Here is a 21,646-nt window from a genome sequence, read left to right as displayed (position 1 = left end):
TCCCATTCGCGTTCGACGCTGTAGAGGGCGTCGACGCAGGCGGTCTCCAGGTCGGTGCCTGATCCGTTGCCCCAGCTGTCGTCGGTGCCGGTGTAGGCCGAGCCGCCCTGCCCGCCGCACTGCAGGCCGCTGCGCGTCGGGTCCACCATCTGGTAGCTCCCGCCCGAGCTGCGCGTGTCGAGGGTCACCTGGCCGTAGTAGTAGCCCCGTCCGGCGCCGGCCCGCACCTCGTCGTAGGAGCTCAGGATCTCCCCGCTGCGGGCGTCGACGAACACGTGCTGCTTGCTCGGCTTGCCGTCGGCGATACCCGCGACCACGGCCTCCCAGGCCAGCTTGGGCGTGGCGTCCCAGGCGAACACGACCAGGCGCGGGGCCGCGCTGTCGTCGGCCCGGTCCAGCCGCGTCCTGGCCTTGGCGGTCGCGGCCTCCCCGGTCACCTTGGCCCGTGTCGGGACGTTCTCCGCGTGGGGTCCGGAGGCGTTCACGGTGTCGCGCACGCGGCCCTGGCCGTCCGTCACGACGACAGCGTCGCCGCCGACGACCGGAAGGCCCTTGTAGGTGCGCTCGTAGCTGACGTAGTACATGCCGCCCGCGCCGGGGACGACGTCCCGGCGCCAGTACGTCTCGTCAGGGCCTTTGCGCAGGTGGTCGAGGCCGCTGGCGACGGCCTTGTCGGCGGCCTCGGCCGCCTTCAGACGGGGGTCGGCGGCCGGCGCCTTCGAGGCGCGGGCGTTCGGTGGCTGGGCGGCCGCCGGTGAGGCGAGCACCAGAGCGGCCGCCACGGTTAACCCGGTGGCGGCCGCCAGTGCGGCTGTGCGTCTCACGGAGGTACTCCTCTCGAGGCTCATCCCGTGCCGCCACCGTTCGTGGGCATGACGGCAGGCCGCGCCGCGAGAGCGGCGGGCACACGGGAATCGGGGGGTGAATCAGAAGGAGCCGAGCAGTGTTCTCGTGGAACGGCTCGAAAATAGAGGCGACCGCGCGCGCCGAATATCCGTACGAGTATCCGTATGAATACGGCAATACGGACAGGCGTAGCCCCGACACGCTGCGTACCGCCGACACGTCCTTGAAACGGTGCCTGCGGCGCTGTCGTTTCAGGGCGGCCCTCTCTGGGGGTAGGGCTGTCCGTCGCGCAGGTGCTGGTGGGTTCAGGTCGTCGACAGGGTCGGTATCGCCGTGTCGTTGGCCAGTTTCTCCGTGAGGTCGGCTACGACTGTGTCACCTCAGGTGGCGCGCTAGCCTGTCAGAGGAGGAAGTGGTGCCCCCGACGGTTGGATCTGTGGTTTGACTTGCTCGGGATGCTCCCCGCGTGGTGCGGCCGGCCTGAAACTTCAGGCATCCCCGCGGACTGTCCCGACTTCGGAGCCGACCACACCACTTTCATACAGGGGTGCCGAGAAGATCAGGCGCCCAACGTGTGGTTCTTGATTCCGCTCACGAACGCGGACCACTCGTGTGGTGTGAAGATGAGGGCCGGTCCGGTCAAGTTCTTGCTGTCCCTGACGGCGACGAGATCGGGCAGGTTCGATGCGACCTCAACGCAATTGCCGTTGTCCGTGCTGTAGGTGCTCTTGCGCCACCGCGCGCCCCGAGGGTCACTCATTTTGGTTCACACTTCCTGAATGAGACGTAGTGACTGCTTGAAAGGTAAAGCCTCCGCCCTGATCGCGTCATACCGGGCAGCTAGCTGCGCTATCACCTGTCGGTCGTCTATCGTCCGCCCCGAGGGTTGGGCGTCCGAGTAGGCGGCATAGGCCGACCCGTTCCGTTCGGCGATGATGAACCCGCCTGCCAGCCCGCAGTGCTCCTCGGCGTCAAAGGGCACGATCTGGATCGTCACGTTGGAATGCCTGGCCACTTCCAGCAGGAGCTTCAACTGTTCCCGCATGACGTCTGCGCTGCCTATTCGGCGGCGGATCACGGCCTCGTCCATCAGGAAGGTGATCGTCGGCGGCGTGTCCCTTTGAAGGATCGCCTGTCGCCGCATGCGGCTCGCCAGCCGTTCCTCCACTTCCGCAGGGGAGAGGCCGGGGGCGGCCGTGAACATCGCGCGCGCATATGCCTCTGTCTGGAGGAGGCCGGGGATGAGGTTCGGTTCCCAACTCCGCAGTGCTTCGGCCTCTTCCTCCTCCTCGAGCCATGGCCTGAGATGCTCGGGGGCTCTGTCCCAGGTCGTAGCGATGTAGAGCCCGAACATGGTTCCGTCGAGTCCGAGAGCCTTGTCGCATGCCTTGGCGAAGTCGTCGCTCGGTGCGCGCTTGAGAATCTCGACCATGGCGACGAGCGAATCCGAGAAGCCCATGCGCGAAGCCAGTGCCCGTTGCGAGAGTCTCGCCGCCTGCCGATACCGTCGCAGCTCGGAGGCGAAAAGAGCACGGGGAGACTCGCTTGGGTCTATATCTCTCCTGCGAGGCAAATCGCACCTTCCCTACCGGATCTCGGTATTTCGGTTGCTCACGAGGGTGCCCACGAAAACTGTGGCGCTAAGTGAGCACCTTTCGCTACCGATCGTAGTTGTCTGTTGACACTGTGGTACGGCGAAGTCGGCAAGAGGTGATGGTGAGGGAGAAGGCGAGCGCGATGCGAACCGGAAGACTGCTGGGGGTCATGGAGTTGAAGGGGGAGGCCGAGTCGGCGAAACTCGCTCGCGGCTTTGTGAGCGAGAAACTAGGGGGAGCTCACCCGGCTCTGGACGACGTGACATTGCTGGTCTCCGAAGTGGTGACCAATGCGGTGGTCCACTCGGATTCCAGGAACGGCGGGAAAATCATCCTGGCGCTCGCCGACTGCCATGAACTTCATCCACGTGGACGTAGTGGATGCGGGTGGTGAGAACCTTCCGCGCCTTCGCGACGACGAATCCGGAGAGAGCGGGCGCGGACTCCAGATCGTCGAGATGCTCGCGCACCGCTGGGACGTCCGTCAGAACGCCACCGGCCGGACGGTGTGGTTCCAGGTCCAGTACGAGCGCACGAAGGGGATCGCTCTTCCCTTACCCCGGCAGCGGGAATCGCCGGAGAGCGATGACAGCACCGTCAAGGAGGCGACGGGTGCTTGCGGCGATGGAGGGGTCGTGGGCCGGTGAGGGTCGCCTTGGAAAAGGCTGTGCCGAAGGCGCCATATGTCGGCGGAGGGGAGCGTTCCGCATTCGGCGCGGGAGGAGTGGTTCCTTTCGTGCCCACGAGGCGGCTGAAGGTGAGTGAGCGTTCCGCCGTGGCTCCTATTCGAGGGCGGGGAGGACCATCGTCACGCCGGGGGTGTCCATGGCCGTCAGCGCGGAGGGGGTCTCGTCGAGGGTGATCGTGCGGGTGATCAGTTGCTCCGGGTGCAGCGTGCCGGCCTCGATCATCGCGAGCATGGCCGGGTACGCGTGCGCGGCCATGCCGTGGCTGCCCAGGACCTCCAGTTCGAGGCCGATGACGCGGTCCATCGGTACGGCGGGGTGCCCGGCTGCGCGGGGGAGCAGGCCCACCTGGACGTGCCGCCCGCGCCGGCGCAGGCTCTCGATGGCGGCGGCGCAGGTCGCGGGGCTGCCGAGGGCGTCGACGGTCAGGTGCGCGCCCCCGCCGGTCACCTCCCGCACGTCCGCGGCCCCGGCCGAGCCGATGGCGTCCTGCGCGGTGCCGGCTTGGGAAGCGTGGCCGGTTGACGCCGAGGTCGAGGAGACGAGGACCGTCTCGGTGGCGCCGAAGCGCCTGGCCAGGTCGAGGGCGGCGGGGGAGACGTCGACGGCGACCACGCGGGCGCCGCAGGCGGCGGCGATCATCACCGCGGACAGCCCGACACCTCCGCAGCCGTACACGGCCACCCACTCGCCGGCCGCGACCCGGCCCTGCGTGACGACGGCCCGGAAGGCGGTCGCGAACCGGCAGCCCAGGCTCGCCGCGGTCGTGTACGGCATGCCGTCCGGCAGGCGCACGAGGTTGACGTCGGCGTTCTCGATCGCCACGAACTCCGCGAACGAGCCCCAGTGGGTGAACCCGGGCTGGGTCTGGTTCTCGCAGACCTGCTGGTCACCGGCCGCGCACGACGCGCACCGCCCGCAGGCGCAGACGAACGGCGTGGTGACGCGGTCGCCGGGCCGCCACCGGGTCACGTCGCCGCCGACCGCCGTGACGACCCCGGCCAGCTCATGGCCCGGCACATGCGGGAACGCCTGGATGTCGGGATCGTGGCCCATCCACCCGTGCCAGTCGCTGCGGCACAGCCCGGACGCCTCCACCTGGATCACGACGCCCGCCCGCGACGGCTCGGGGTCCGCCACCTGGCGGACCTCCGGCCGCATACCGAACCCGTCGTACAGAACCGCCCGCACCGCTCCACCTCTCTCGGACCGGACTCGCCCACCGGCCCCGACGATTGTCCCGCCTCACCTCGAGAGGCGGGCGGCCGGGTCGCGCACCGCCCAGGCCTGGGCGCCGTGCGATGGTCGCTCTCACGTCGAGAGACGGGCGACGGGTCGCGCTCCGCCAGGCCTGGGCGCCGAGTGTTGGTCGCCCTACAGGGCGGTCAGGTCGACGGCGTCGGCCATTGCCTGGTATCCGGCACCGTTGGGGTGGAGGTGGTCGCCGCTGTCGAAGGCCGGCCGGATCCGGTCAGGGTCGCCGGGGTCGGCGACGGCCCGTTCGAAGTCCACGACGGCGTCGAACTCGCCGCTGCTCCGGATCCACGTGTTGACCTCGTCGCGGATCCGCTCGGCCTCCTCCGAGTAGAACTGGTAGCCCTTGATGGGCAGGAGGGTGCCGCCGAGGATCCGGACGCCTCGCTCGTGGGCGGCGCGGATGAGCTTCCGGTACCCGACGACCAGCTCGCCCGCGCTGACCTTGGCCGCCGGCGTGGTGCAGGGCGTGGGTTCCTGGAGGCCGAGGAGGATGTCGTTGGTGCCCTCCAGCGCGATCACCGTCTTGACGCGCGGCTGGTCGAGCACGTCCCGGCGGAAGCGGGCCACGCCCCGCTCGCCCAGGCACGCCGAGTCGTAGAGCAGGCGGTTGCCGCCGATGCCGAGGTTGAGGACCGGCCGCCGTCCGCCGAGCCTGCGGGCCAGCGCGTCCGGGTAGCGGTCGTCGGCGTCCAGCGTGGCGCCGAACCCGTCGGTGATGGAGTCACCGAAGGTGGCCACGGCGTTCCCGCCGGCGAGGACGTCCACGCCGGAGAGGTAGAACGAGGAGACGCCGGTCTCGGTGTACGCGGCCGGGCCGAGGTCGTGCGTATGGTCGCCGGAGGCCCGGTAGGAGGTGGTCAGGGCGAGGTTGTGGTAGGTGGCCGGGCCGGTGGCCTCACGGAAGTACAGCGTCACCGTCAGCCGTTCGCCCGCTTTGACCGCGAGACGGACGGGATCGCTGCCGACCTGCCCGCCGGTGGGAACGGTCACCGATGCGGAGCGCGCGAAGGTCAGCGGCCGGAGGGTGTTCGGCCGTACGGCCGCGCCGCCGGCGGCCTTGGCGACGGTCGCACCGGTCAGCCGGAGCGGGCTGCCGCCGTAGGCGTTCGACAGCCGGATCCGGATCATCGGCCCGCCGGCGGTGACCCGGATCACCTGACGCACCGACTGGTCGGCGAAGCCTTTCTCCGCCCAGGTGGGGTACCAGACGTCGGCCGAAGGCTGCTGGGGGGCGGCGGCCCACGCCCCCGTCCACCCGCCGGTGTGCGCGCTTGCGGGTGCCGGTGCCGCCATCAGGGCGGCGACGATCGGGATGACGAGTGCGGTTTTCACCATTTCAATGCTCTTTCTCAAGTGACGTGGAGTTCAGGGCGGGGTGTGCCGGCGGGCGGCGCGGTCACCAGGGAAGGGGGCCTTCGTCCTGGACGAAGGTCGCGGTCGGCCCGTCGGCGTCCAGCAGTGCCATGGCCAGGATCGGCGCGGCCCCCTGCTCGACGGTCTTGATGCCGGTGTTGTGGTTGATGTCGGTCTTCACCCAGCCGGGGTCGACCGCGTTGACCTTGATCGGTGTGTCCCAGAGCTCCTTGGCGTAGGACACGGTGATCATGTTCAGGGCGGCCTTGGACGAGCAGTAGGCCAGGTTGAGCATCGACCACAGGGGGTGGTTTTGGTCCAGGGAGCCTGCGATCGAGCCGCGCTCGCTGGAGACGTTGACGATGCGGCCCGCCGGTGAGCGGCGCAGCAGCGGCAGCAGCGCGTTGGTCACCTCGATGACGCCGAACACGTTCGTCTCGTAGACGTGCCGGGCGTCCTCCACCGAGCTCTGGCTCGGCGGCCCGTCCGGGACCATGATCCCGGCGTTGTTGACCAGGATGTCCAGCCTGCCGTACTCCTGCTCGATCCACTTCGCCGCCGCGCGGACGCTCGCGGCGTCGGTGACGTCCAGCCGGACGTGCGGCAGACCGAGCGGCTCGGCGGCGGCTCTGCCGCGTTCCTCGTCACGGGCGCCGATGATCGCGGTGATGCCGCGCTCGCCCAGCAGCTTGGCCGTCGTGTGGCCGATGCCCCTGGTGGCGCCGGTGACCAGCGCGACGGTCCCAGCCTGTTCCTTCATGCCTGCTCCTCGAAATCGTCGTGCTCGGCCAGTTGACGAAGCCGGACGGGAAAGCGTGACGGCCGCGTCCTCGGCGGTGGTCACAAGATTCGGAGAAGGCGTTGATGCGGTGGCGATGCGTCCGCGATATGCGGGCGATGGCCAGGTTCTGAGACGTGCTGACCGTGAGGCGCCGATTGTGGCTATCGTTGGCGACTGAGGTCGGCTACCGACTTGAGAGCCTTTCCCCTACACGATGACCATTGACGATGCCGCGGGAGGGGATCCGGTGCGGTTCACGGTCCTGGGGCCGGTGGATGTGTGCGATCAGGGCCGTTCGCTGCCGGGGCTCGCGCCTCGCCACCGCGCCTTCCTGGCGTACATGCTGCTGCACGCGCGGGCCGTCTTGAGCGCCGATCGGCTGATCGACGCGATCTGGGGACCGACTCCACCCGACACGGCGCGCGCGCAGGTCCACGCGGCCGTCACCGCGATCCGCCGGGTGCTCAGGGCCGCGGGCGTCGAAGGGGTGCTGCAGACCCGTCCCGCGGGTTATATGGTCGACCCCGAGCCGGGGCAGCTCGACCTGGAGGAGTTCACCGCCCTGGTCTCCGCCGCCAGGGCGCAGGACGATCCGGCGGAGGCGGCACGGCGGTTGCGTGCCGCGCTGGGGCTCTGGCGCGGGCCGGCGTTCAGCGGGGTGAACGCGGACTACGTCGACAGCGCCCGGGCGCAGCTGGAGGACCGGCGGCTCGCCGCCGTGGAACGGCTCGCCGCGCTGGAACTGGCGGCGGGCGGGCACGAGGAGGTGATCGGCGAGCTGGCCGCCGAGGTGGCCGCGTACCCGCTGAGGGAGCGGCTGACCGGGCACCTGATGACCGCGCTGCACCGTGCCGGCCGGCAGGCCGACGCGCTCGCGGTCGGCCGCGAGTATCGCGCGCGGCTGGCCGACGAGCAGGGGCTCGACCCCTCACCTGCCTTCCTGGCGCTCGAAGAGGCCGTCCTGCGCGGGCTCGCGGATGCGCCCGGCCCCGGCGCCGGGGGAGTGGAGGGGGATTCCAGGACTCCTGAAGGTCCCGCGCAGCGTCCCGACGCCCCCGCACAGGGGGGTACGGCGTCCGAAGCGCCCGCGCACCGCCGTACCGGTCCTGATGCGCCCCTCGCCGTGCCGTCCGACCTTCGCCAGGTCACCTTCCTGCCCTACGACATCGCCGACTTCTCCGGCAGGACCGCCGAGCTCGACCTGCTCACGCGGGCTCTGCCCCAGGAGGAGGGCGTGGTGACCATCGTCGCCATCGACGGCATGGCGGGAGCCGGCAAGACCGCGCTGGCCGTCCACGCCGCGCATCGGCTCGCCGACCGCTACCCCGACGGCCGGCTCTTCGTCGACCTCCGCGCGCACACCGCCGGTCAGCAGCCGCTGGGGTCCGGTGAGGCGATCGAGTTCCTGCTCCGGCAGCTCGGCGTGCCCGTCGAGCGCATCCCGGCGGCGACGGACGAGCGGGCCGCGCTGTGGCGGGCCGAACTGGCCGGGCGGCGCGTGCTGATCGTGCTGGACAACGCCGCCGACGCGGCCCAGGTGCGGCCCCTTCTGCCCGGCGCCTCCAGCAGCCTCGTGCTGGTCACCAGCCGGCGGCGACTGCCCGACCTGGACGCCGCGCACTCCCTGTCGATCGACGTGCTGCCCCACCCGGACGCCGCCGAGCTGGTCGCCCGGATCGTGGGGGCGCGTGCCGAGGCCGAACCGGACGCCGTCGCGGAGGTCCTGCTGCTGTGCGGGTTCCTGCCGCTGGCCGTGCGGATCGCCGCCGCCCGGCTCCGGCACCGGCCGCGCTGGAGCGTGGCCTACCTCGCCGAACGGCTGCGCGACGAACGTCGCCGGCTGTCGGAGCTGGCCACCTCCGAACGCGGGGTCGCCGCCGCCTTCACCCTGTCCTACCGCCAGCTCGATCCCGATCAGCAGCGCCTGTTCCGGCTCCTGGGGCTGCATCCCGGGCGGGACATCGGGCCGTACGCCGCGGCCGCTCTCGGCGACCTCGGGCCGCAGGAGGCCGAGCACCTGCTGGAGGACCTGCTGGACGTGCACATGCTCCAGCAGCACGAACCCGGCCGCTACCGCCTTCACGACCTGCTGCGCCAGCACGCCCGCGACACGGCCGCCGCCGAGGAGACCCCCGAGGACCGGCGGGCGGCCCTGACCAGGCTGCTCGACCATCACCTGGCCGCCGCGCACGCCGCCATGGACGTGCTCTACCCCGACAGCGCCCACCGGCGGCCGCGCGTCGAGCGGCCGGCGGCGGCCGGGCTCGTCTTCGATGACCCTGCTCACGCGCTGGCCTGGCTGGACGCGGAACGAACCAACCTCGTCCTGGCCGCCGCGCACGTCACCGACGGCGACCGGCAGGCCCACGCGGGGCTGCTGGCCACCACGCTCTACCGCTACCTGTACGACCACGCCTACCACGACGACGCCCTCACGCTGTACGGCAAGGCCCTGGAGGCGGCCCGCCTCCGGGAGGACCTCGCGGGCGCGGGCCGGGCGCTGACCGATCTGGGCTGGGTGCACCAGGTCCAGGGCGACGACCGCCTGGCACAGGAGCACTTCGAGCGGGCGCTGGCGACCTGCCGTACGGGCGGTGACCGGCGCGGTGAGGCGCGGGCGCTGATCGGCCTGGGCCGCGTGCGCGTCGGGGCCGACGAGCACGACGAGGCGTCGGCGGCCTACCGCCGCGCACTGGAGCTGTTCCGGGAGCTCGGCGACCGGTTCGGTGAGGCGGTCTGCCTGGACTGCCTGGGCGTCGTCCACGAACGGCTGGGCCGTTACGCCGAGGCGGGCGACCTCCACCAGGAGGCGCTGGAGTTGTTCCGTGCGATCGGCAGCCGGGGTGGCGAGGCCGACGCCCTGGACAACCTGGGTGTGGCGTGCCTGCGCCAGGGCCTGCCCGAACAGGCGCGCGACCACCACCGGCGGGCGCTGGAGCTCTACCGCCGGTTCGGGTACCGGCGGGGCGAGGCCAAGGCGCTCAACGGCCTGGCCGAGGCCGCGTACGCGTTGGACGACGCCGCGGAGGCCGCGCGCCTGCACGGCGCCGCCCTCGACCTCGCCCGCGAACTGGGCAACCGCGACGAGCAGACCCGCGCGAGCCGCGGCCTGGCCCGTACCGAGGGCTGAGCCGCACCGCTCGGCCGGGGTGCATCGCGGACGTATCGAGGACGTATCGCGAGCGCATCAACGCCTCCCCCGAGTCTGGTCCTCACAGCCGAGGACGTGGGCCGTCACCCTTCCGGGTTCCGCTTCGTCATTCGGCCGAGGACGACGATCTCGAGGAGCACATGTCATGGAAGCACGCATGAAGAACCCGGCCATGGTCCTGCCCGGCGCCATGCAGGCGCTGCTGAGCCTGGGCAAGGCGATCGACCAGGCGGGCCTGCCGAAGGTGACGGTGGACCTGGTGCTGTTGCGGGCCAGCCAGATCAACGGGTGCAGCGTGTGCGTCGACATGCATGCTCGTGACCTGCGCAAGGAGGGCCAGAGCGACGAGCGGCTGTTCGCCGTCGCCGCCTGGCGGGAGACGCCGTACTTCACCGACGCCGAGCGTGCCGCGCTGGCGCTGGCCGAGGAGGTCACCCGGCTGGCCGACGGCGGTCAGGTCAGTGACGAGGTGTGGGACGCCGCGGCCGACCACTTCTCCGAGACCGAGCTCGCCGCCGTGATCATGGCCATCGCGAACGTCAACCTGTGGAACCGGCTCAACGCCACCGTCCGCCAGATCGCCGGTTCGGCGTGGTGAGCGAGGAGATGAAGAGCATGGATCTGCACAGTGCCGTCAAGGGGCGGGTGCTCCTCCCCGGGGACGCGGGCTTCGAGGAGGCGGCCGGGCCCTGGGCCGTCGGGGTGCGCCAGCCGGTGGCCGCGGTGGTCGAGGCCGAGGACGACGCCGACGTGGCCGCGCTGGTGCGGTACGCCCACGGTTCCGGCCTGACGATCTCGGCGCAGCCCTCCGGTCACGGCGCCTCTGGTGACGTGGAAGGAGTGATCCTGCTGCGCACCGGCCGCCTCGGCCACGTGGAGGTGGACCCGGTGAAGCGCGTCGCCCGGGTGGGCGCCGGCGCGCGGTGGGGCCGGGTGCTGGCCGAGACGGGCGAGCACGGCCTGACCGGCCTCGCCGGGAGCTCCCCTGCCGTGAGCGTGGCCGGTTTCGTCCTCGGGGGCGGGGTGTCGTGGTTCGGCCGCAGGTACGGCTGGGCCGCCGACTCCGTGCGCGCCTTCGAGGTCGTCGACGCCGGCGGCGACCGGGCCCGCGTCACCGCCGAGTCCGACAGTGAGCTGTTCTGGGCCCTGCGCGGCGGCGGCGGCGACTTCGCGCTGGTCACCGCCGTCGAGCTGGAGCTGTACCCGGTGCCGTTCCTGTACGGCGGGCGGATCGTGTGGCCGGGCGAGCGCGCCGGCGAGGTGTTCGAGGCCTTCCGCGAGGTCACGGCGGACGCGCCGCGCGAGCTGTCGGTGTGGGTCAACCGGATGCAGCCGCCGCCCCCCGCCCCGCCGATCGTCACGGTCGACGTGACGTTCCTGGGCGAGGAGGACGAGGCGAGGGAACTGCTGGCGCCGTTCGAGAAGATCGGCGGCCCTCTCTCCGACACCCGCAAGATCATGGACATCGCGGACCTGGGCGGCATCGCCGCCGAACCCGTCGACCCCAGCCCGGCGCTGTCCCGCGTGGAACTGCTGACCGGCCTGGACGACGCGGCAGTGGAGATCCTCGCGTCCGAGCCGGCGGCGCCGCTGGTGAACGTGCAGCTCAGGCACCTGGGCGGGGCGCTGGCCGAGGCCGGTTCCGCCGGAGGCGCGGGCGGCGCGCTGACCGAGCCGTACATGCTGTACCTGCTCGGGCTGCGGCTGCCCCACCTGACCGAGGCGGTGCAGGTTAAGCAGGCGCAGCTCGTGCACAAGCTGGCGGCGCACGTCAGCGGGCGCAAACCGTACACCTTCCTGGCCCCGGGCGAGAACGCGGGCCAGGCGCTCCCCGCCGAGACGCTCGCCCGCCTGCGCGAGATCAAGAAGTCCCGCGATCCCCAGCACGTCTTCCGGGCCAACTTCCCGGTGAGGGACTGACCTCGACCTGGCCCGGACGACACCCGGTCCCGTCAGTGACGGGACCGGGTTCATGGGCTCACGTAGTGGTGGAGCAGAGCGGGCTCGCCGGCCGCGTTGAGCCAGTCGGCGCGGCTGCTGCCCACCCGGCGCCAGCCCGACCGTTCGTACAGGGCGATGGCCGCCGTGCCCTCGGAGGAGACCTCCAGTTTGAGCGGGGCGCGGACGGCGGCGCGGACGGTGTCGAGGAGCCGTACGGCCAGGCCGCGCCCGCGTGCCGCCGGGGTCACGAAGAGGCGGGTGATCTCCGCGTCCCGGGTGACGCCGACGTGGCCGAGCACGGCCCCCGCCTCCTCCGCGATCCAGGCCGAGGCGAGCTCGGCGGGCGTGAGCCAGCCGCCGGGATCCTCGGGCCAGTTCACCGGGTAGCGGTCGGTGTCCTGGACCTGCGCGAGGGCCTCGACGCAGGCGGGCAGATCCTCGGGGGTTCTGGGGCGGATTCTCACCCGGGCAAGCCTAGGCCTGTTTTCCGCACGAGCCCGAATCTCCCTGGTCGGCCGCTATATGCGGTCCGGCACTATCAATGATCACCGCAGGTCATTGAGGGCGATGTGCGGAAAATGGGCCTAGGGCCGTCATCGTGTCCGAAGACCGCGCGGGACGGCTACGGCACCTCGATCGGCACCGCGCCGCCGCTGACCCTGGTGCGGCCGTCCGGGGAGGCGATCGACACCTTCAGAGTGCTCCGCCTTCCCATGTCCACGCCCTGGAGGACCGTGAACTCGGCGGCTCCGGTTCCCAGCTCGCGGAGGTAGCCGCCGAACGCCGCGGCGGCGGCCCCGGTGGCCGGGTCCTCGACCACTCCGCCCACCGGGAACGGGTTGCGGGCGTGGAAGCGCTCCTGGTTCTCGCGCCAGAACAGGTTCACCGTCGTCCAGCCGTGCCCGGTCATGACCGAGCGCAGGGCCTCGAAGTCGTAGTCGAGGCGGGCCAGTCGCTCGCGGGAGGCCGCGGCCAGCACGAGGTGTTCGACCCCGCCGAAGGCGACGTGCGGCGGGAACGCGGGGTCGAGGTCGTCGCGCGACCAGCCGAGCGCGGCCAGCGTCCGCCCGATCTCCTCCTCCTTCGCCGGGCGCGAGCGCGTGGGGACGCTGGTGAGCGTGGCGAGGAGCCTGTCCCCTTCGGACTCGGTGTCCACCACGACCTCGCCGGCGTTGGTCTCGAACACCAGCCGGCCGGGGCCGAGCCGCTCGCCGAGGACGACGGCGGTCGCGATCGTGGCATGCCCGCAGAAGTCGACCTCGGCGGCCGGTGCGAAGTACCGCACTCTGAACGCGCGGCCCTCTTCGTCCCCACGGGTGATGAAGGCGGTCTCGGAGTACCCGACCTCGGCGGCGACGGCGAGCATCCCGGCATCCGACAGGCCCGCGGCGTCGAGGACGACACCCGCGGGATTGCCGCCCTCGGGATCGTCGGTGAAGGCGGCGTAGCGCAGTACTTCGACATTGTTCGTCATATCCACCGCAACCTACGCCACCGGCGTCTCCGCTGTGGCGCTGGATGGCGGTAACGGGACATATCCCGCGATAAGGTCTCGCCTCGGCGGTGGCCACGGAGACCGCCCTGTCGCCCGTAGATACGAGTGCCCGGAGGCCCCCAGGTGGATGCCATGGTGACCGTCACCATCGCCGTCACGGTGATCGTGATGATCCTCGGATTCGCCGCGGCCGCGCGGCGGCTGCTGAACCTGCGGTTCGGGCTGCTCCGCGCGTTCCTCGCCGGGGCACTGGCCTTCCTGCTGGCCGGGCCGATCGCGCAGTCGCTGGCGGGATCGGTCTCCCGCGACGATCCCAGTCTCACCCCGCTGTGGTTCCTGATCCTGGCCGGGGCGTGCGCCCTGCTCGCCGCGATGGTGTTCCTCGCGATCGCCGAGGCCCTGGTGCCCACCGGGTCGCTGCCCGGCCCGATCGAACTCGTCCGCTCGTTGCGCGGCAGGGTCGTACGGTCGCGGCGCTACTTCTCGATCGTGCGCATCCTCGCCCGCCACGGGCTCGGGCCGTACCTGCGGGGTCGCCGTCCCGACCTCGAGGCCGCCTCCGGGCGCGCGCGGCTCGCCCGGTCGCTGCGCCTGGCACTGGACGAGGCGGGCGTGACGTTCGTCAAGCTGGGCCAGATCCTGTCCACGCGGCCCGACCTGCTCCCCGCGGAGTTCGTGGACGAGCTCGCCCTGCTGCAGGACAAGGCGGCGCCCGCGCCGTGGGAGGAGGTGGAGCGGGTGCTCGCCGCCGAGCTTCCCGGGCCGGTGGAGGAGGTGTTCGAGGAGTTCGACCGGCGTCCCCTCGCGTCGGCGTCCATCGCCCAGGTGTACGCGGCGCGGCTGCGCTCGGGGGAGCGGGTGGTGATCAAGGTCCAGCGGCCGGGGATCACCGAGGTGGTCGAACGTGACCTCGACATCGTCGCGCGGCTCGCCCAGACCCTGGACGACCGCACCCGATGGGCCCGCGCGCTGGGCGTCCGCGACCTCGCGCACGGGTTCGCCGAGGCGCTGCGCGAGGAGCTCGACTTCCGGGTGGAGGCGGCGAACATGGCCGCCGTCGCCGCGGCCTCGCCCGGCACGGCCGTACACGTCCCCGTCCCTCACACGCCGCTGTGCGGACGCCGGGTACTGGTCATGGAACGCCTGGAGGGCACCCCCCTCGCCGCCGTCGCCGCCGCCGAGGGGGCCGGGTCTGCGGCGGAGCCGGCCGCCCTGGCGCGCACGCTCCTCGACGCGCTGCTGCGGCAGATCATGCTGGACGGCGTCTTCCACGCCGACCCGCACCCCGGGAACATCATGGTCCTCGCCGACGGGCGCCTCGGCCTGCTCGACTTCGGCTCGGTCGGACGGCTGGACGCCTCGCTGCGGGCCTCCATCCAGATGCTGCTGCTCGCCATGGACCGCGGCGACCCGCTCGGGGTATCGGACGCGCTGCTGGAGGTCGTCCCCCGGCCGGACGAGATCGACGAGCAGCGGCTGGAGCGCGAGCTCGGCCGGTTCATGGCCCGCCACCTGAACGGCGGCGGCCCGGTGGCCGGTCCGCGCCTGTTCACCGACCTGCTGCGCATCGTGTCGGGCCACGGCCTGTCGGTGCCGCCCGAGGTGGCGGCCGTGTTCCGGACGCTCGCCACCGTCGAGGGCACCCTCACCCGGCTCGACCCGCGATTCGACCTGATGGCCGAGGCCCGGGCGTTCGCCGCCCGGCACGTCGCCGAACGGCGCGACCCGGTGACCGTACGGCAGGCGGTGACCGACGAGGTGACATCGCTGCTGCCGATGCTGCGCAGGCTTCCGCGCCGCGTCGAGCGCATCGTCGGCGCCGCCGAGCACGGGCGGCTCAGCGTGAACGTACGGCTGTTCGCCGACGAGCGCGACCGGGCGCACGTCACCGGCATGCTGCACCAGGTGCTGCTGACCGTGCTCGCCGCGACCACGGGCGTCATGGCGGTGCTGCTCCTCGGCACCCCGGGCGGGCCGAAGGTGACCGCGCAGGTGTCGCTGTACCAGCTCCTCGCCTACAACCTGCTGGTGGTCGCCTCGGTCCTGGCGCTGCGCGTCCTGGTCCTCATCTTCCGCAGGGACAACTGAGCCGGCGCGCGGCCGTTTGCGGGACCGGGGCCTGGGCAAGCCACTGATCAAGTGCCGCGTACCCGGTTCGTGCCGGGGGAGAGGACGGACCGACGAGTCCGGCGGGCGCCCTGCCGTATCAAGGGAGGAGCGAACCATGACGGCGATCAGCACGACCGGTGGCGGGCGGAGCCTCGCGCTGCCGGGCATCGTTCTCGGGGTCGGGATGGGCGGGTTCGTCGACGGCATCCTGCTGCACCAGGTGCTCCAGTGGCATCACATGCTGAGCAGCACCGACACCGACAACATCGGCGTGAGGTACTACTCGCCGCACACCGTCGGCGGCCTGGAGATGAACACCCTGTGGGACGGCCTGTTCCATGTGTTCACCTGGCTGGCGGTGCTGGCCGGCCTCGCCCTGCTGTACTCCCGGGTCACCCACTCGCGGGGACGGCTGTGGCGCTCCCGGGCGCTGTGGGGCTGGGGCCTGGTGGGGTGGGGGCTGTTCAACCTCGTCGAGGGGATCATCGACCACCACATCCTGGGCATCCACCACGTGCGCTCCGGGCCGTACCAGACGTGGTGGGACATCGGTTTCCTCGTCTTCGGCGCCCTGCTGGTCGCGGGCGGGTGGCTGCTGGCCCGTGACGCCCCCGGCCTGGACGTCTGCGACTCCGCGCCGGCCGCGGCCCGGTGACCGGACGCGAGGACGGCCCGGCGCCGCCCGGCGGCCACGAGCACATCGTGCCGCCCGGCGCCCATGACCACGGTTCGATGCCGCCCGGCGTCCACGAGCACGGCGGGCAGCTTCCGGGGACGGCGGCGGTCGTCGTCATGGTGCTCGCGGTCGCCTACGCGGCCGCGGCGGCGCGCCGGCGCCGGGAGGCGAAAGGCTGGAGCCACTGGCGGACGGCGAGCTTCCTGGCGGGGGCGTCACTGCTCGCCGCGGCCTTCCTCCCGCCGATCGGGCCGTTCGCCGAGCACGACCTGCGCGGCCACATGCTCCAGCACCTGCTGCTCGGCATGCTCGCGCCGCTCGGCCTCGTCCTCGGGGCCCCGGTCACGCTGCTGCTCCGGTCGGCCGGGCCGCCGGGCAGGCGAGCCGTCGCGGCCGTGCTGCGGAGCCGTTTCCTGCACGTCGTGTCCGAGCCCTGGGTGGCGCTCGCGCTCAACGCCGGCGGGCTGCTCGTGCTGTACCTCACGCCGCTGTACGGCGCGGCGATGGCGCACCCGCTCGGGCACGACCTGGTGCATCTGCATTTCGTGCTCGCCGGGTACCTCTTCACGTGGATGATCGCGGGGCCGGACCCCGCCCCGCGCCGTCCGCCGGTGCCCCGGCGGCTCGTCGTGCTGGGCGTGGCGATAGCCGTGCACGCGGGCGTGTCCCAGCTGATGTACGCCGGGCTCCTCCCCGAGGTCGCCGCGCCCGCCGTGCAGCTGCGCGGCGCGGCCGAGATCATGTACTACGGCGGCGACATCGCCGAGCTCCTGCTGGCCTTCGCGATGATCACCACCTGGCGCCCCGCCCGCCGCCGTACCCCGGCCGCCTGGGACGTCAGTCGTCCTCGTCCGGCGGGTCCGGCAGGCGCCAGCCGATGACCAGGTGGGGAAGGATGAGGTGGGTCGTCAGGCCGGCCAGCATGAACATGAAGAGGGCGGCCGCGGGGGCGTGAACGAAATGGTCACCGTCGTCGGGCATGAGCATCGCCACCATCAGCGCCACGGCCAGCATCGCCGCGGAGCCGCGGTGGGCGAGGGCGTACGCGCGCCGCCGTTCGGCGAGCTGCCGTTCGTCCAGCTTGGCCTCGGCCAGGCCGATCACCCCTCCGGAGGCCACGGCGAGCACGGCGAAGACCCCCGCGTAGAGCACCAGGCCGATGGCCGTCAGCGCGAACGTGCTCCACATCGCCACCTCGCTCGGCGCGAGGAACCAGCACACGATCGAGCTGCCCCAGCCGAGCGCCAGCGCCACCCCGCCGAGGACCACGCTCGTACGGCGGCCGCGGCGGGTGCCGTACCAGAAGAACCGCAGGCCGCGCCGAGCCTCCTCGAGGCGCCGCTGGTCGAGCCCCGCCATCACTTCACCACCCCGCCAGGGCGCCTCTGATCCGGCTCGCCCATCACTTCACCACTTCGCTGCCCAGCCTCGGGAACGGCTTGAGGGAGAAGACCACCTCCAGCGGCACGCCGAAGTATTCGGCGATCCGCAGGGCGAGGTACAGGCTGGGGCTGTACTCGCCGCGCTCAAGATATCCGATCGTCTGATAGTGGACCCCCAGCGCGGCGGCCAGTTCCTTACGTGAGACCCCGCGCTCCGCCCTGAGCATCGAGATCCGGTTGTACACCTCTTCACCGGACACCGCAGCAGTCTCTCAGCAGCCTGGTGGTGGACAGGACATCCGGTGCGCCGTTCAGGAACCCCGCGTCGCCGGACGCGCGGGCGACCGGGAGGCCGGGGTGCGGCGGGTCACCCGCGCGACCAGGCGCGGGGCGACCAGCATCCCGGCCACCGACCAGGCCGCGAGCACGGCCGCCGCCTGCGGCAGGCGCCAGCCGTGCCCGATCTCGACGGCGAGCATCGAGTCGGGCAGCATCGCCGCCCGCAGGCCGAGGCCCTGCCAGTACAGCGGGAACACCTGGGCGATCGCCCGCACCGCCTCCGGCATGAAGGTCATCGGGAGCATCACGCCGGAGATCAGCATCAGCGGCATCATCACGAGGGCGAGGACGCCCCCGGCGGTCTTGGGGCCGGGGATCAGACAGCCGATCGCGGCGCCGAGCGGCACCACGGAGACCGTGCCGAGCATGACCACCCAGACCAGGGTCAGCCAGTCGTGGGGGAGCGCGACCCCGCCCACGATCACACCGGTGGCGAGGACGAGCACGCTGTTGACGGCGATCTGGCACAGCAGGGTCACGGCGCGACCCACCAGGTAGGCGGGGATGCCCCCGGGCAGGGCGCGCAGCCGCAGCAGCGTCCCCTCCTCGCGGTCGGCGGAGAGGGTCAGGGGCAGTGTCATCAGGCCGGCGCCGAAGATCCCGAACGCGAGGAACCCGGCCGTCAGGGTGGTGGCGACCGTCATGTCGGTCCCCTTGACCTGGGTGTCGCCCATCCACAGGAGCAGGACGGCGAAGATCCCGACGCTGCCGATCATGCCGGTCGCCCACTCTTTGCGATCCTTGAGCAGGTGGACGTACTCCGTCCAGCCCCGGCCCAGTCCGATGCGCAGGTTCCTCATGTTCACGCCGCCCTCCCGATCAGCTCCAGATACGTCTCCTCAAGCGACGGCCGCCGGACCTCCAGCCCCGGCACCGGCCCGTCGAAGCGCCGGTGCAGATCCCACGCCGCCTCCGACGGGTCCGGGGTGGTCAGGACGCGCTCGCGGCCGTCCTCCAGCCACCGCACCTGCGACCGCGTCCGCACGCTGTGCGCCAGCTCGGCGGGTGTCCCGCAGAAGGCGACCCGGCCCTCCACCAGGATCGCCGTACGGTGGGCCAGCTTCTCGGCCTCGGCCAGGTCGTGGGTGGTGAGCAGCACGGTCATGTCCTCCTCGGCCGCGAGCCTCCGCACGAGCCGGTGGAACCCGGCGCGCGCCTCCGGGTCGAACCCCGTCGTCGGCTCGTCGAGGAACAGCAGCTCGGGACGGCCGACGATGCCGAGCGCGACGTCGAGCCGGCGGCGCTGCCCGCCCGAGAGCAGCCCGACGCGCTGCCCGGCCTGGTCCGACAGGCCGACCAGGCCGAGCAGCTCGTCGGGGTCACGGGCGTTGTCGTAGAACGCCGCCGTGTGGGCGACCAGCTCCCGGGTGCCCCACCGCCGGTGGTCCTGCCAGGACTGCAGGACGACGCCGATCCTCGCCCGCCACGCGTCGCCGGCGCGACGGGGATCGGCGCCGAGCACCTGGACCTCGCCCGCCGAGCGGTCGCGGAAGCCTTCCAGGACCTCCACCGTCGTCGTCTTGCCCGCGCCGTTGGGGCCGAGCAGCGTGAAGATCTCGCCCTGTTCGATGTCGAGGTCGACGCCTCGCAACACCTCGTTCGCGCCGTACGCCATGCGTAGCCCGCGCACCGACACCGCAGTAGTCATGCCATCGAATGTAGTACATGTACTACATCTGATCCAAGTGCTATGACGGGTGACAGTCACCCCCTGGTGGGAACGGTGGAAACATGAGCACCACCGCACTGATCGTCATAGACATGCTCAGCCCGTACGACCACGAGGACGTCGAGCTGCTCGAAGCCAGCGCCGAGGAGGTCGTGCCGCCGCTCGCCGAGCTGGTCCGGAGGGCCCACCGGCGCGACGACGTCGACGTGATCTACGTGAACGACAACTACGGCGACTTCGCGGGAGCGAAAGAACAGATCGAGGACCGGGCGCGCAAGGGGAGGAGACCCGACCTGGTCGAGCCCCTGCTCCCGCCCGAGGGCTGCGCCTTCCTGCCGAAGGTGCGGCACAGCGCGTTCTTCGGCACCTCGCTCGAATACCTGCTCCAGCGCCAGGAGGTCGAGACCGTCATCCTGACCGGGCAGGTCACCGAGCAGTGCATCCTCTACACCGCCCTGGACGCCTACGTGCGGCACTACTCGATCAGGATCCCCGAGGACTGCGTGGCCCACATCCACGCCGACCTCGCGCGGGCCGCGCTGAGGATGATGGAACGCAACATGCGTGCCGAGATCACCGCATCGGCCAGGTGTCTTCCGACGTGATGGATTACGGGGTTTTGACGGGCCGATGAGCTTCGGTGGCGGACAAAACGGAAAGGGGGTGACGACGGTGACGGCCACAGGAGGGAGCCTTCGTCATGACGGACGCGGCGAACAAGGGGCCAGGGCCGGGTGACGACCGTCCCGTGCTGACCAACAGGCAGGGGCATCCGGTATACGACAACCAGAACCAGCGCACGGTCGGCGCGCGCGGCCCGGCCACCCTGGAGAACTACCAGTTCCTGGAGAAGATCAGCCACTTCGACCGCGAGCGGATCCCCGAGCGCGTCGTCCACGCCCGCGGCGTGACCGCCTACGGCTACTTCGAGGCGACCGGCTACCTCGGAGACGAGCCCGTCAGCCGCTACACCCGCGCCAAGCCGTTCAGCGAGCCGGGCAAGCGCACCGACGTCGCGGTGCGGTTCTCCACCGTGATCGGCGGCCGCGACTCCTCCGAGTCCGCCCGCGACCCGCGCGGCTTCGCCGTGAAGTTCTACACCGAGGACGGCAACTGGGACCTGGTCGGCAACAACCTCGCGGTGTTCTTCATCCGCGACGCGATCAAGTTCCCCGACGTGATCCACGCGCTCAAGCCGGACCCGATGACCTTCCACCAGGAGCCGAACCGCATCCTGGACTTCATGTCGCAGACCCCCGAGGCCATGCACATGCTCGTCAACCTGTTCAGCCCGCGCGGCATCCCGTCGGACTACCGCCACATGCAGGGCTTCGGGGTCAACACGTACAAGTGGGTCAACCAGCGCGGCGAGACCCACCTGGTGAAGTACCACTGGATCCCCAAGCAGGGCGTCAAGAGCATGACCGCGGCGGACGCGGCGGCCGTCCAGGCCCTCGATCTCGGTCACGCGACCAAGGACCTGCAGGACGCGATCGACCGCGGCGACCACCCCGAGTGGGAGCTGCGCGTGCAGATCATGACCGACGACGAGCACCCGGAGCTCGAATTCGATCCGCTCGACGACACCAAGGTGTGGCCGGAGGACCAGTTCCCGGCGCTGACCGTCGGCCGCATGGTGCTGAACGGCAACGTGCACAACATGTTCGCCGAGAACGAGCAGATCGCCTTCGGCACCGGCGTGCTGGTGGACGGCCTCGACTTCTCCGACGACAAGATGCTCGTCGGGCGGACGTTCTCCTACAGCGACACCCAGCGCTACCGCGTCGGGCCCAACTACCTGCAGTTGCCGGTGAACCAGGCCAAGCAGGCCGAGGCGCGCACCAACCAGCGCGACGGGCAGATGACGTTCTTCGTCGACGACAACGGGGAGAACCCGCACGTCAACTACGAGCCGTCCGTGATCGGCGGGCTGAGTGAGGCGAAGTACCCGACGCACGACGAGCAGGGCCCGGTGGTCAGCGGCCGGCTGACGCGCAAGCGCATCCCGCGCACCAACGACTACAAGCAGGCGGGGCAGCGCTACCTGCTGATGGAGCAGTGGGAGCGCGACGACCTGGTGCTCAACTTCACCACGATGCTGAAGCAGTGCGTCCGGCCCGTCCAGGAACGGATGATCTGGCACCTGCTCCTGGTCGAGGACGACCTCGGCCGGCGGGTCGGCGAGGGCATCGGCATCGGCCCGGAGGACGTCGCCCACCTCGAGCCGCTCGCCGGCCAGGACCTCACCGAGGAGGACAGGACGCGCCTGGCCAACCTGGGCAAGAACGGCCCCCGCGACGTGGCCGGCTTGAAGATGACCCACTGCGTCCCGAACGAGCACTTCGTCCCGTGAGGCGCGGCGGAGG

At 71.4% G+C, this 21,646-nt stretch carries 20 protein-coding genes and 1 pseudogene; 9 read left to right on the top strand and 12 right to left on the bottom strand.

Translation table 11 applies throughout. The features are described 5' to 3' along the window. From KIK05_RS33475 to KIK05_RS33465, 3 genes and pseudogenes are all read right to left on the bottom strand, one after another. Positions 1–824: pseudogene (locus KIK05_RS33475) on the bottom strand (peptidase M28); the annotation flags it as partial. Between the two features lie 581 nt (positions 825–1,405). Continuing rightward, a complete protein-coding gene (locus KIK05_RS33470) occupies positions 1,406–1,606 on the bottom strand; it encodes a DUF397 domain-containing protein (protein WP_214414848.1) in 201 nt (66 codons plus the stop codon). 6 nt (positions 1,607–1,612) lie between these two features. Then, on the bottom strand, positions 1,613–2,419 hold the full coding sequence (locus KIK05_RS33465) for a helix-turn-helix domain-containing protein (protein WP_214414847.1): 807 nt from the start codon (positions 2,417–2,419) through the stop codon (positions 1,613–1,615). 375 nt (positions 2,420–2,794) lie between these two features. Here KIK05_RS33465 and KIK05_RS33460 point away from each other — a divergent pair, with 375 nt between their 5' ends. Next, positions 2,795–3,088 carry an ATP-binding protein gene (locus KIK05_RS33460; RefSeq protein WP_214414846.1) on the top strand — a complete coding sequence of 98 codons (294 nt, stop codon included), beginning with the start codon at positions 2,795–2,797 and terminating at the stop codon, positions 3,086–3,088. A 135-nt stretch (positions 3,089–3,223) separates the two neighbouring features. Here KIK05_RS33460 and KIK05_RS33455 read toward each other — a convergent pair whose 3' ends face one another. The 3 genes from KIK05_RS33455 to KIK05_RS33445 all read right to left on the bottom strand — a co-directional run bounded on the left by KIK05_RS33455 (position 3,224) and on the right by KIK05_RS33445 (position 6,497). Continuing rightward, on the bottom strand, positions 3,224–4,318 hold the full coding sequence (locus tag KIK05_RS33455; protein ID WP_214414845.1) for a zinc-dependent alcohol dehydrogenase family protein: 1,095 nt from the start codon (positions 4,316–4,318) through the stop codon (positions 3,224–3,226). A 183-nt stretch (positions 4,319–4,501) separates the two neighbouring features. Further along, positions 4,502–5,719, bottom strand: a complete 1,218-nt coding sequence (locus KIK05_RS33450) for an SGNH/GDSL hydrolase family protein (RefSeq protein WP_214414844.1) — start codon at positions 5,717–5,719, stop codon at positions 4,502–4,504. Between the two features lie 61 nt (positions 5,720–5,780). After that, a complete protein-coding gene (locus KIK05_RS33445) occupies positions 5,781–6,497 on the bottom strand; it encodes an SDR family oxidoreductase (RefSeq protein ID WP_214414843.1) in 717 nt (238 codons plus the stop codon). Positions 6,498–6,765: 268 nt separating this feature from the next. On the opposite strand from KIK05_RS33445, the gene KIK05_RS33440 reads away from it, so the two are divergent. The 3 genes from KIK05_RS33440 (at position 6,766) to KIK05_RS33430 (ending at position 11,589) form a co-directional block, all read left to right on the top strand. Further along, positions 6,766–9,648 carry an AfsR/SARP family transcriptional regulator gene (locus KIK05_RS33440; protein WP_214414842.1) on the top strand — a complete coding sequence of 961 codons (2,883 nt, stop codon included), beginning with the start codon at positions 6,766–6,768 and terminating at the stop codon, positions 9,646–9,648. A 166-nt stretch (positions 9,649–9,814) separates the two neighbouring features. Beyond that, complete coding sequence (locus tag KIK05_RS33435) at positions 9,815–10,267, top strand: carboxymuconolactone decarboxylase family protein (protein ID WP_214414841.1); 453 nt, start codon at positions 9,815–9,817, stop codon at positions 10,265–10,267. A gap of 17 nt (positions 10,268–10,284) precedes the next feature. Continuing rightward, positions 10,285–11,589: an FAD-binding protein gene (locus tag KIK05_RS33430; RefSeq protein WP_308250210.1), complete on the top strand. Its 1,305-nt coding sequence runs from the start codon at positions 10,285–10,287 to the stop codon at positions 11,587–11,589. Between the two features lie 50 nt (positions 11,590–11,639). On the opposite strand, the gene KIK05_RS33425 is transcribed toward KIK05_RS33430, so the two are convergent. Next, positions 11,640–12,074 (bottom strand): GNAT family N-acetyltransferase, encoded by a 435-nt coding sequence (locus KIK05_RS33425; RefSeq protein WP_214414839.1) that lies wholly within the window; start codon positions 12,072–12,074, stop codon positions 11,640–11,642. A 158-nt stretch (positions 12,075–12,232) separates the two neighbouring features. Next, the gene (locus KIK05_RS33420; RefSeq protein ID WP_214414838.1) at positions 12,233–13,084 is read right to left on the bottom strand and encodes a PhzF family phenazine biosynthesis protein; all 852 of its coding nucleotides are present in this window, start codon (positions 13,082–13,084) and stop codon (positions 12,233–12,235) included. A gap of 153 nt (positions 13,085–13,237) precedes the next feature. Here KIK05_RS33420 and KIK05_RS33415 point away from each other — a divergent pair, with 153 nt between their 5' ends. The 3 genes from KIK05_RS33415 (at position 13,238) to KIK05_RS33405 (ending at position 16,771) form a co-directional block, all read left to right on the top strand. Next, the gene (locus tag KIK05_RS33415; protein WP_250563870.1) at positions 13,238–15,193 is read left to right on the top strand and encodes an ABC1 kinase family protein; all 1,956 of its coding nucleotides are present in this window, start codon (positions 13,238–13,240) and stop codon (positions 15,191–15,193) included. 136 nt (positions 15,194–15,329) lie between these two features. Continuing rightward, complete coding sequence (locus tag KIK05_RS33410; RefSeq protein ID WP_214414836.1) at positions 15,330–15,869, top strand: DUF2243 domain-containing protein; 540 nt, start codon at positions 15,330–15,332, stop codon at positions 15,867–15,869. Further along, complete coding sequence (locus tag KIK05_RS33405) at positions 15,866–16,771, top strand: cytochrome c oxidase assembly protein (protein ID WP_308250209.1); 906 nt, start codon at positions 15,866–15,868, stop codon at positions 16,769–16,771. The genes KIK05_RS33410 and KIK05_RS33405 overlap by 4 nt, the downstream gene beginning before the upstream one ends. On the opposite strand, the gene KIK05_RS33400 is transcribed toward KIK05_RS33405, so the two are convergent. The 4 genes from KIK05_RS33400 to KIK05_RS33385 form a co-directional block, all read right to left on the bottom strand. Further along, entirely contained in the window at positions 16,728–17,249 is a 522-nt protein-coding gene (locus KIK05_RS33400; RefSeq protein WP_214414835.1) for a hypothetical protein, read from the bottom strand. The two genes, KIK05_RS33405 and KIK05_RS33400, sit on opposite strands and share 44 nt — an antisense overlap. 43 nt (positions 17,250–17,292) lie before the next feature. Then, positions 17,293–17,499: a helix-turn-helix transcriptional regulator gene (locus tag KIK05_RS33395; RefSeq protein WP_214414855.1), complete on the bottom strand. Its 207-nt coding sequence runs from the start codon at positions 17,497–17,499 to the stop codon at positions 17,293–17,295. Positions 17,500–17,583: 84 nt separating this feature from the next. After that, on the bottom strand, positions 17,584–18,411 hold the full coding sequence (locus KIK05_RS33390; protein WP_250563894.1) for an ABC transporter permease: 828 nt from the start codon (positions 18,409–18,411) through the stop codon (positions 17,584–17,586). A 2-nt stretch (positions 18,412–18,413) separates the two neighbouring features. Then, positions 18,414–19,259, bottom strand: coding sequence for an ABC transporter ATP-binding protein (locus KIK05_RS33385; RefSeq protein ID WP_214414833.1), 846 nt, complete (start codon positions 19,257–19,259; stop codon positions 18,414–18,416). A gap of 83 nt (positions 19,260–19,342) precedes the next feature. On the opposite strand from KIK05_RS33385, the gene KIK05_RS33380 reads away from it, so the two are divergent. Together KIK05_RS33380 and KIK05_RS33375 are read left to right on the top strand one after the other, a co-directional pair. Then, a complete protein-coding gene (locus tag KIK05_RS33380) occupies positions 19,343–19,885 on the top strand; it encodes a cysteine hydrolase family protein (RefSeq protein ID WP_214414832.1) in 543 nt (180 codons plus the stop codon). 95 nt (positions 19,886–19,980) lie between these two features. Continuing rightward, complete coding sequence (locus tag KIK05_RS33375) at positions 19,981–21,633, top strand: catalase (RefSeq protein WP_214414831.1); 1,653 nt, start codon at positions 19,981–19,983, stop codon at positions 21,631–21,633. The last annotated feature ends 13 nt before the right edge of the window (positions 21,634–21,646 follow it).

Source organism: Sphaerisporangium fuscum (assembly GCF_018531465.1).
GTDB lineage: Bacteria > Actinomycetota > Actinomycetes > Streptosporangiales > Streptosporangiaceae > Sphaerisporangium > Sphaerisporangium fuscum.
The sequence above is the reverse complement of the archived record's forward strand: the minus strand, read 5'-3'. Positions and strand labels throughout refer to the sequence as shown.

Excerpts from the sequence above, each read along its gene's own strand:
- KIK05_RS33470 (WP_214414848.1), bottom strand. The coding sequence starts at position 1,606 with ATGAGTGACCCTCGGGGCGCGCGGTGGCGCAAGAGCACCTACAGCACG.
- KIK05_RS33460 (WP_214414846.1), top strand. The coding sequence starts at position 2,795 with ATGAACTTCATCCACGTGGACGTAGTGGATGCGGGTGGTGAGAACCTT.
- KIK05_RS33380 (WP_214414832.1), top strand. The coding sequence starts at position 19,343 with ATGAGCACCACCGCACTGATCGTCATAGACATGCTCAGCCCGTACGAC.
- KIK05_RS33420 (WP_214414838.1), bottom strand. The coding sequence starts at position 13,084 with ATGACGAACAATGTCGAAGTACTGCGCTACGCCGCCTTCACCGACGAT.
- KIK05_RS33375 (WP_214414831.1), top strand. The coding sequence starts at position 19,981 with ATGACGGACGCGGCGAACAAGGGGCCAGGGCCGGGTGACGACCGTCCC.
- KIK05_RS33435 (WP_214414841.1), top strand. The coding sequence starts at position 9,815 with ATGGAAGCACGCATGAAGAACCCGGCCATGGTCCTGCCCGGCGCCATG.
- KIK05_RS33390 (WP_250563894.1), bottom strand. The coding sequence starts at position 18,411 with ATGAGGAACCTGCGCATCGGACTGGGCCGGGGCTGGACGGAGTACGTC.
- KIK05_RS33430 (WP_308250210.1), top strand. The coding sequence starts at position 10,285 with ATGGATCTGCACAGTGCCGTCAAGGGGCGGGTGCTCCTCCCCGGGGAC.
- KIK05_RS33450 (WP_214414844.1), bottom strand. The coding sequence starts at position 5,719 with ATGGTGAAAACCGCACTCGTCATCCCGATCGTCGCCGCCCTGATGGCG.
- KIK05_RS33445 (WP_214414843.1), bottom strand. The coding sequence starts at position 6,497 with ATGAAGGAACAGGCTGGGACCGTCGCGCTGGTCACCGGCGCCACCAGG.
- KIK05_RS33400 (WP_214414835.1), bottom strand. The coding sequence starts at position 17,249 with ATGGCGGGGCTCGACCAGCGGCGCCTCGAGGAGGCTCGGCGCGGCCTG.
- KIK05_RS33410 (WP_214414836.1), top strand. The coding sequence starts at position 15,330 with ATGACGGCGATCAGCACGACCGGTGGCGGGCGGAGCCTCGCGCTGCCG.
- KIK05_RS33385 (WP_214414833.1), bottom strand. The coding sequence starts at position 19,259 with ATGACTACTGCGGTGTCGGTGCGCGGGCTACGCATGGCGTACGGCGCG.
- KIK05_RS33415 (WP_250563870.1), top strand. The coding sequence starts at position 13,238 with ATGGTGACCGTCACCATCGCCGTCACGGTGATCGTGATGATCCTCGGA.
- KIK05_RS33395 (WP_214414855.1), bottom strand. The coding sequence starts at position 17,499 with ATGCTCAGGGCGGAGCGCGGGGTCTCACGTAAGGAACTGGCCGCCGCG.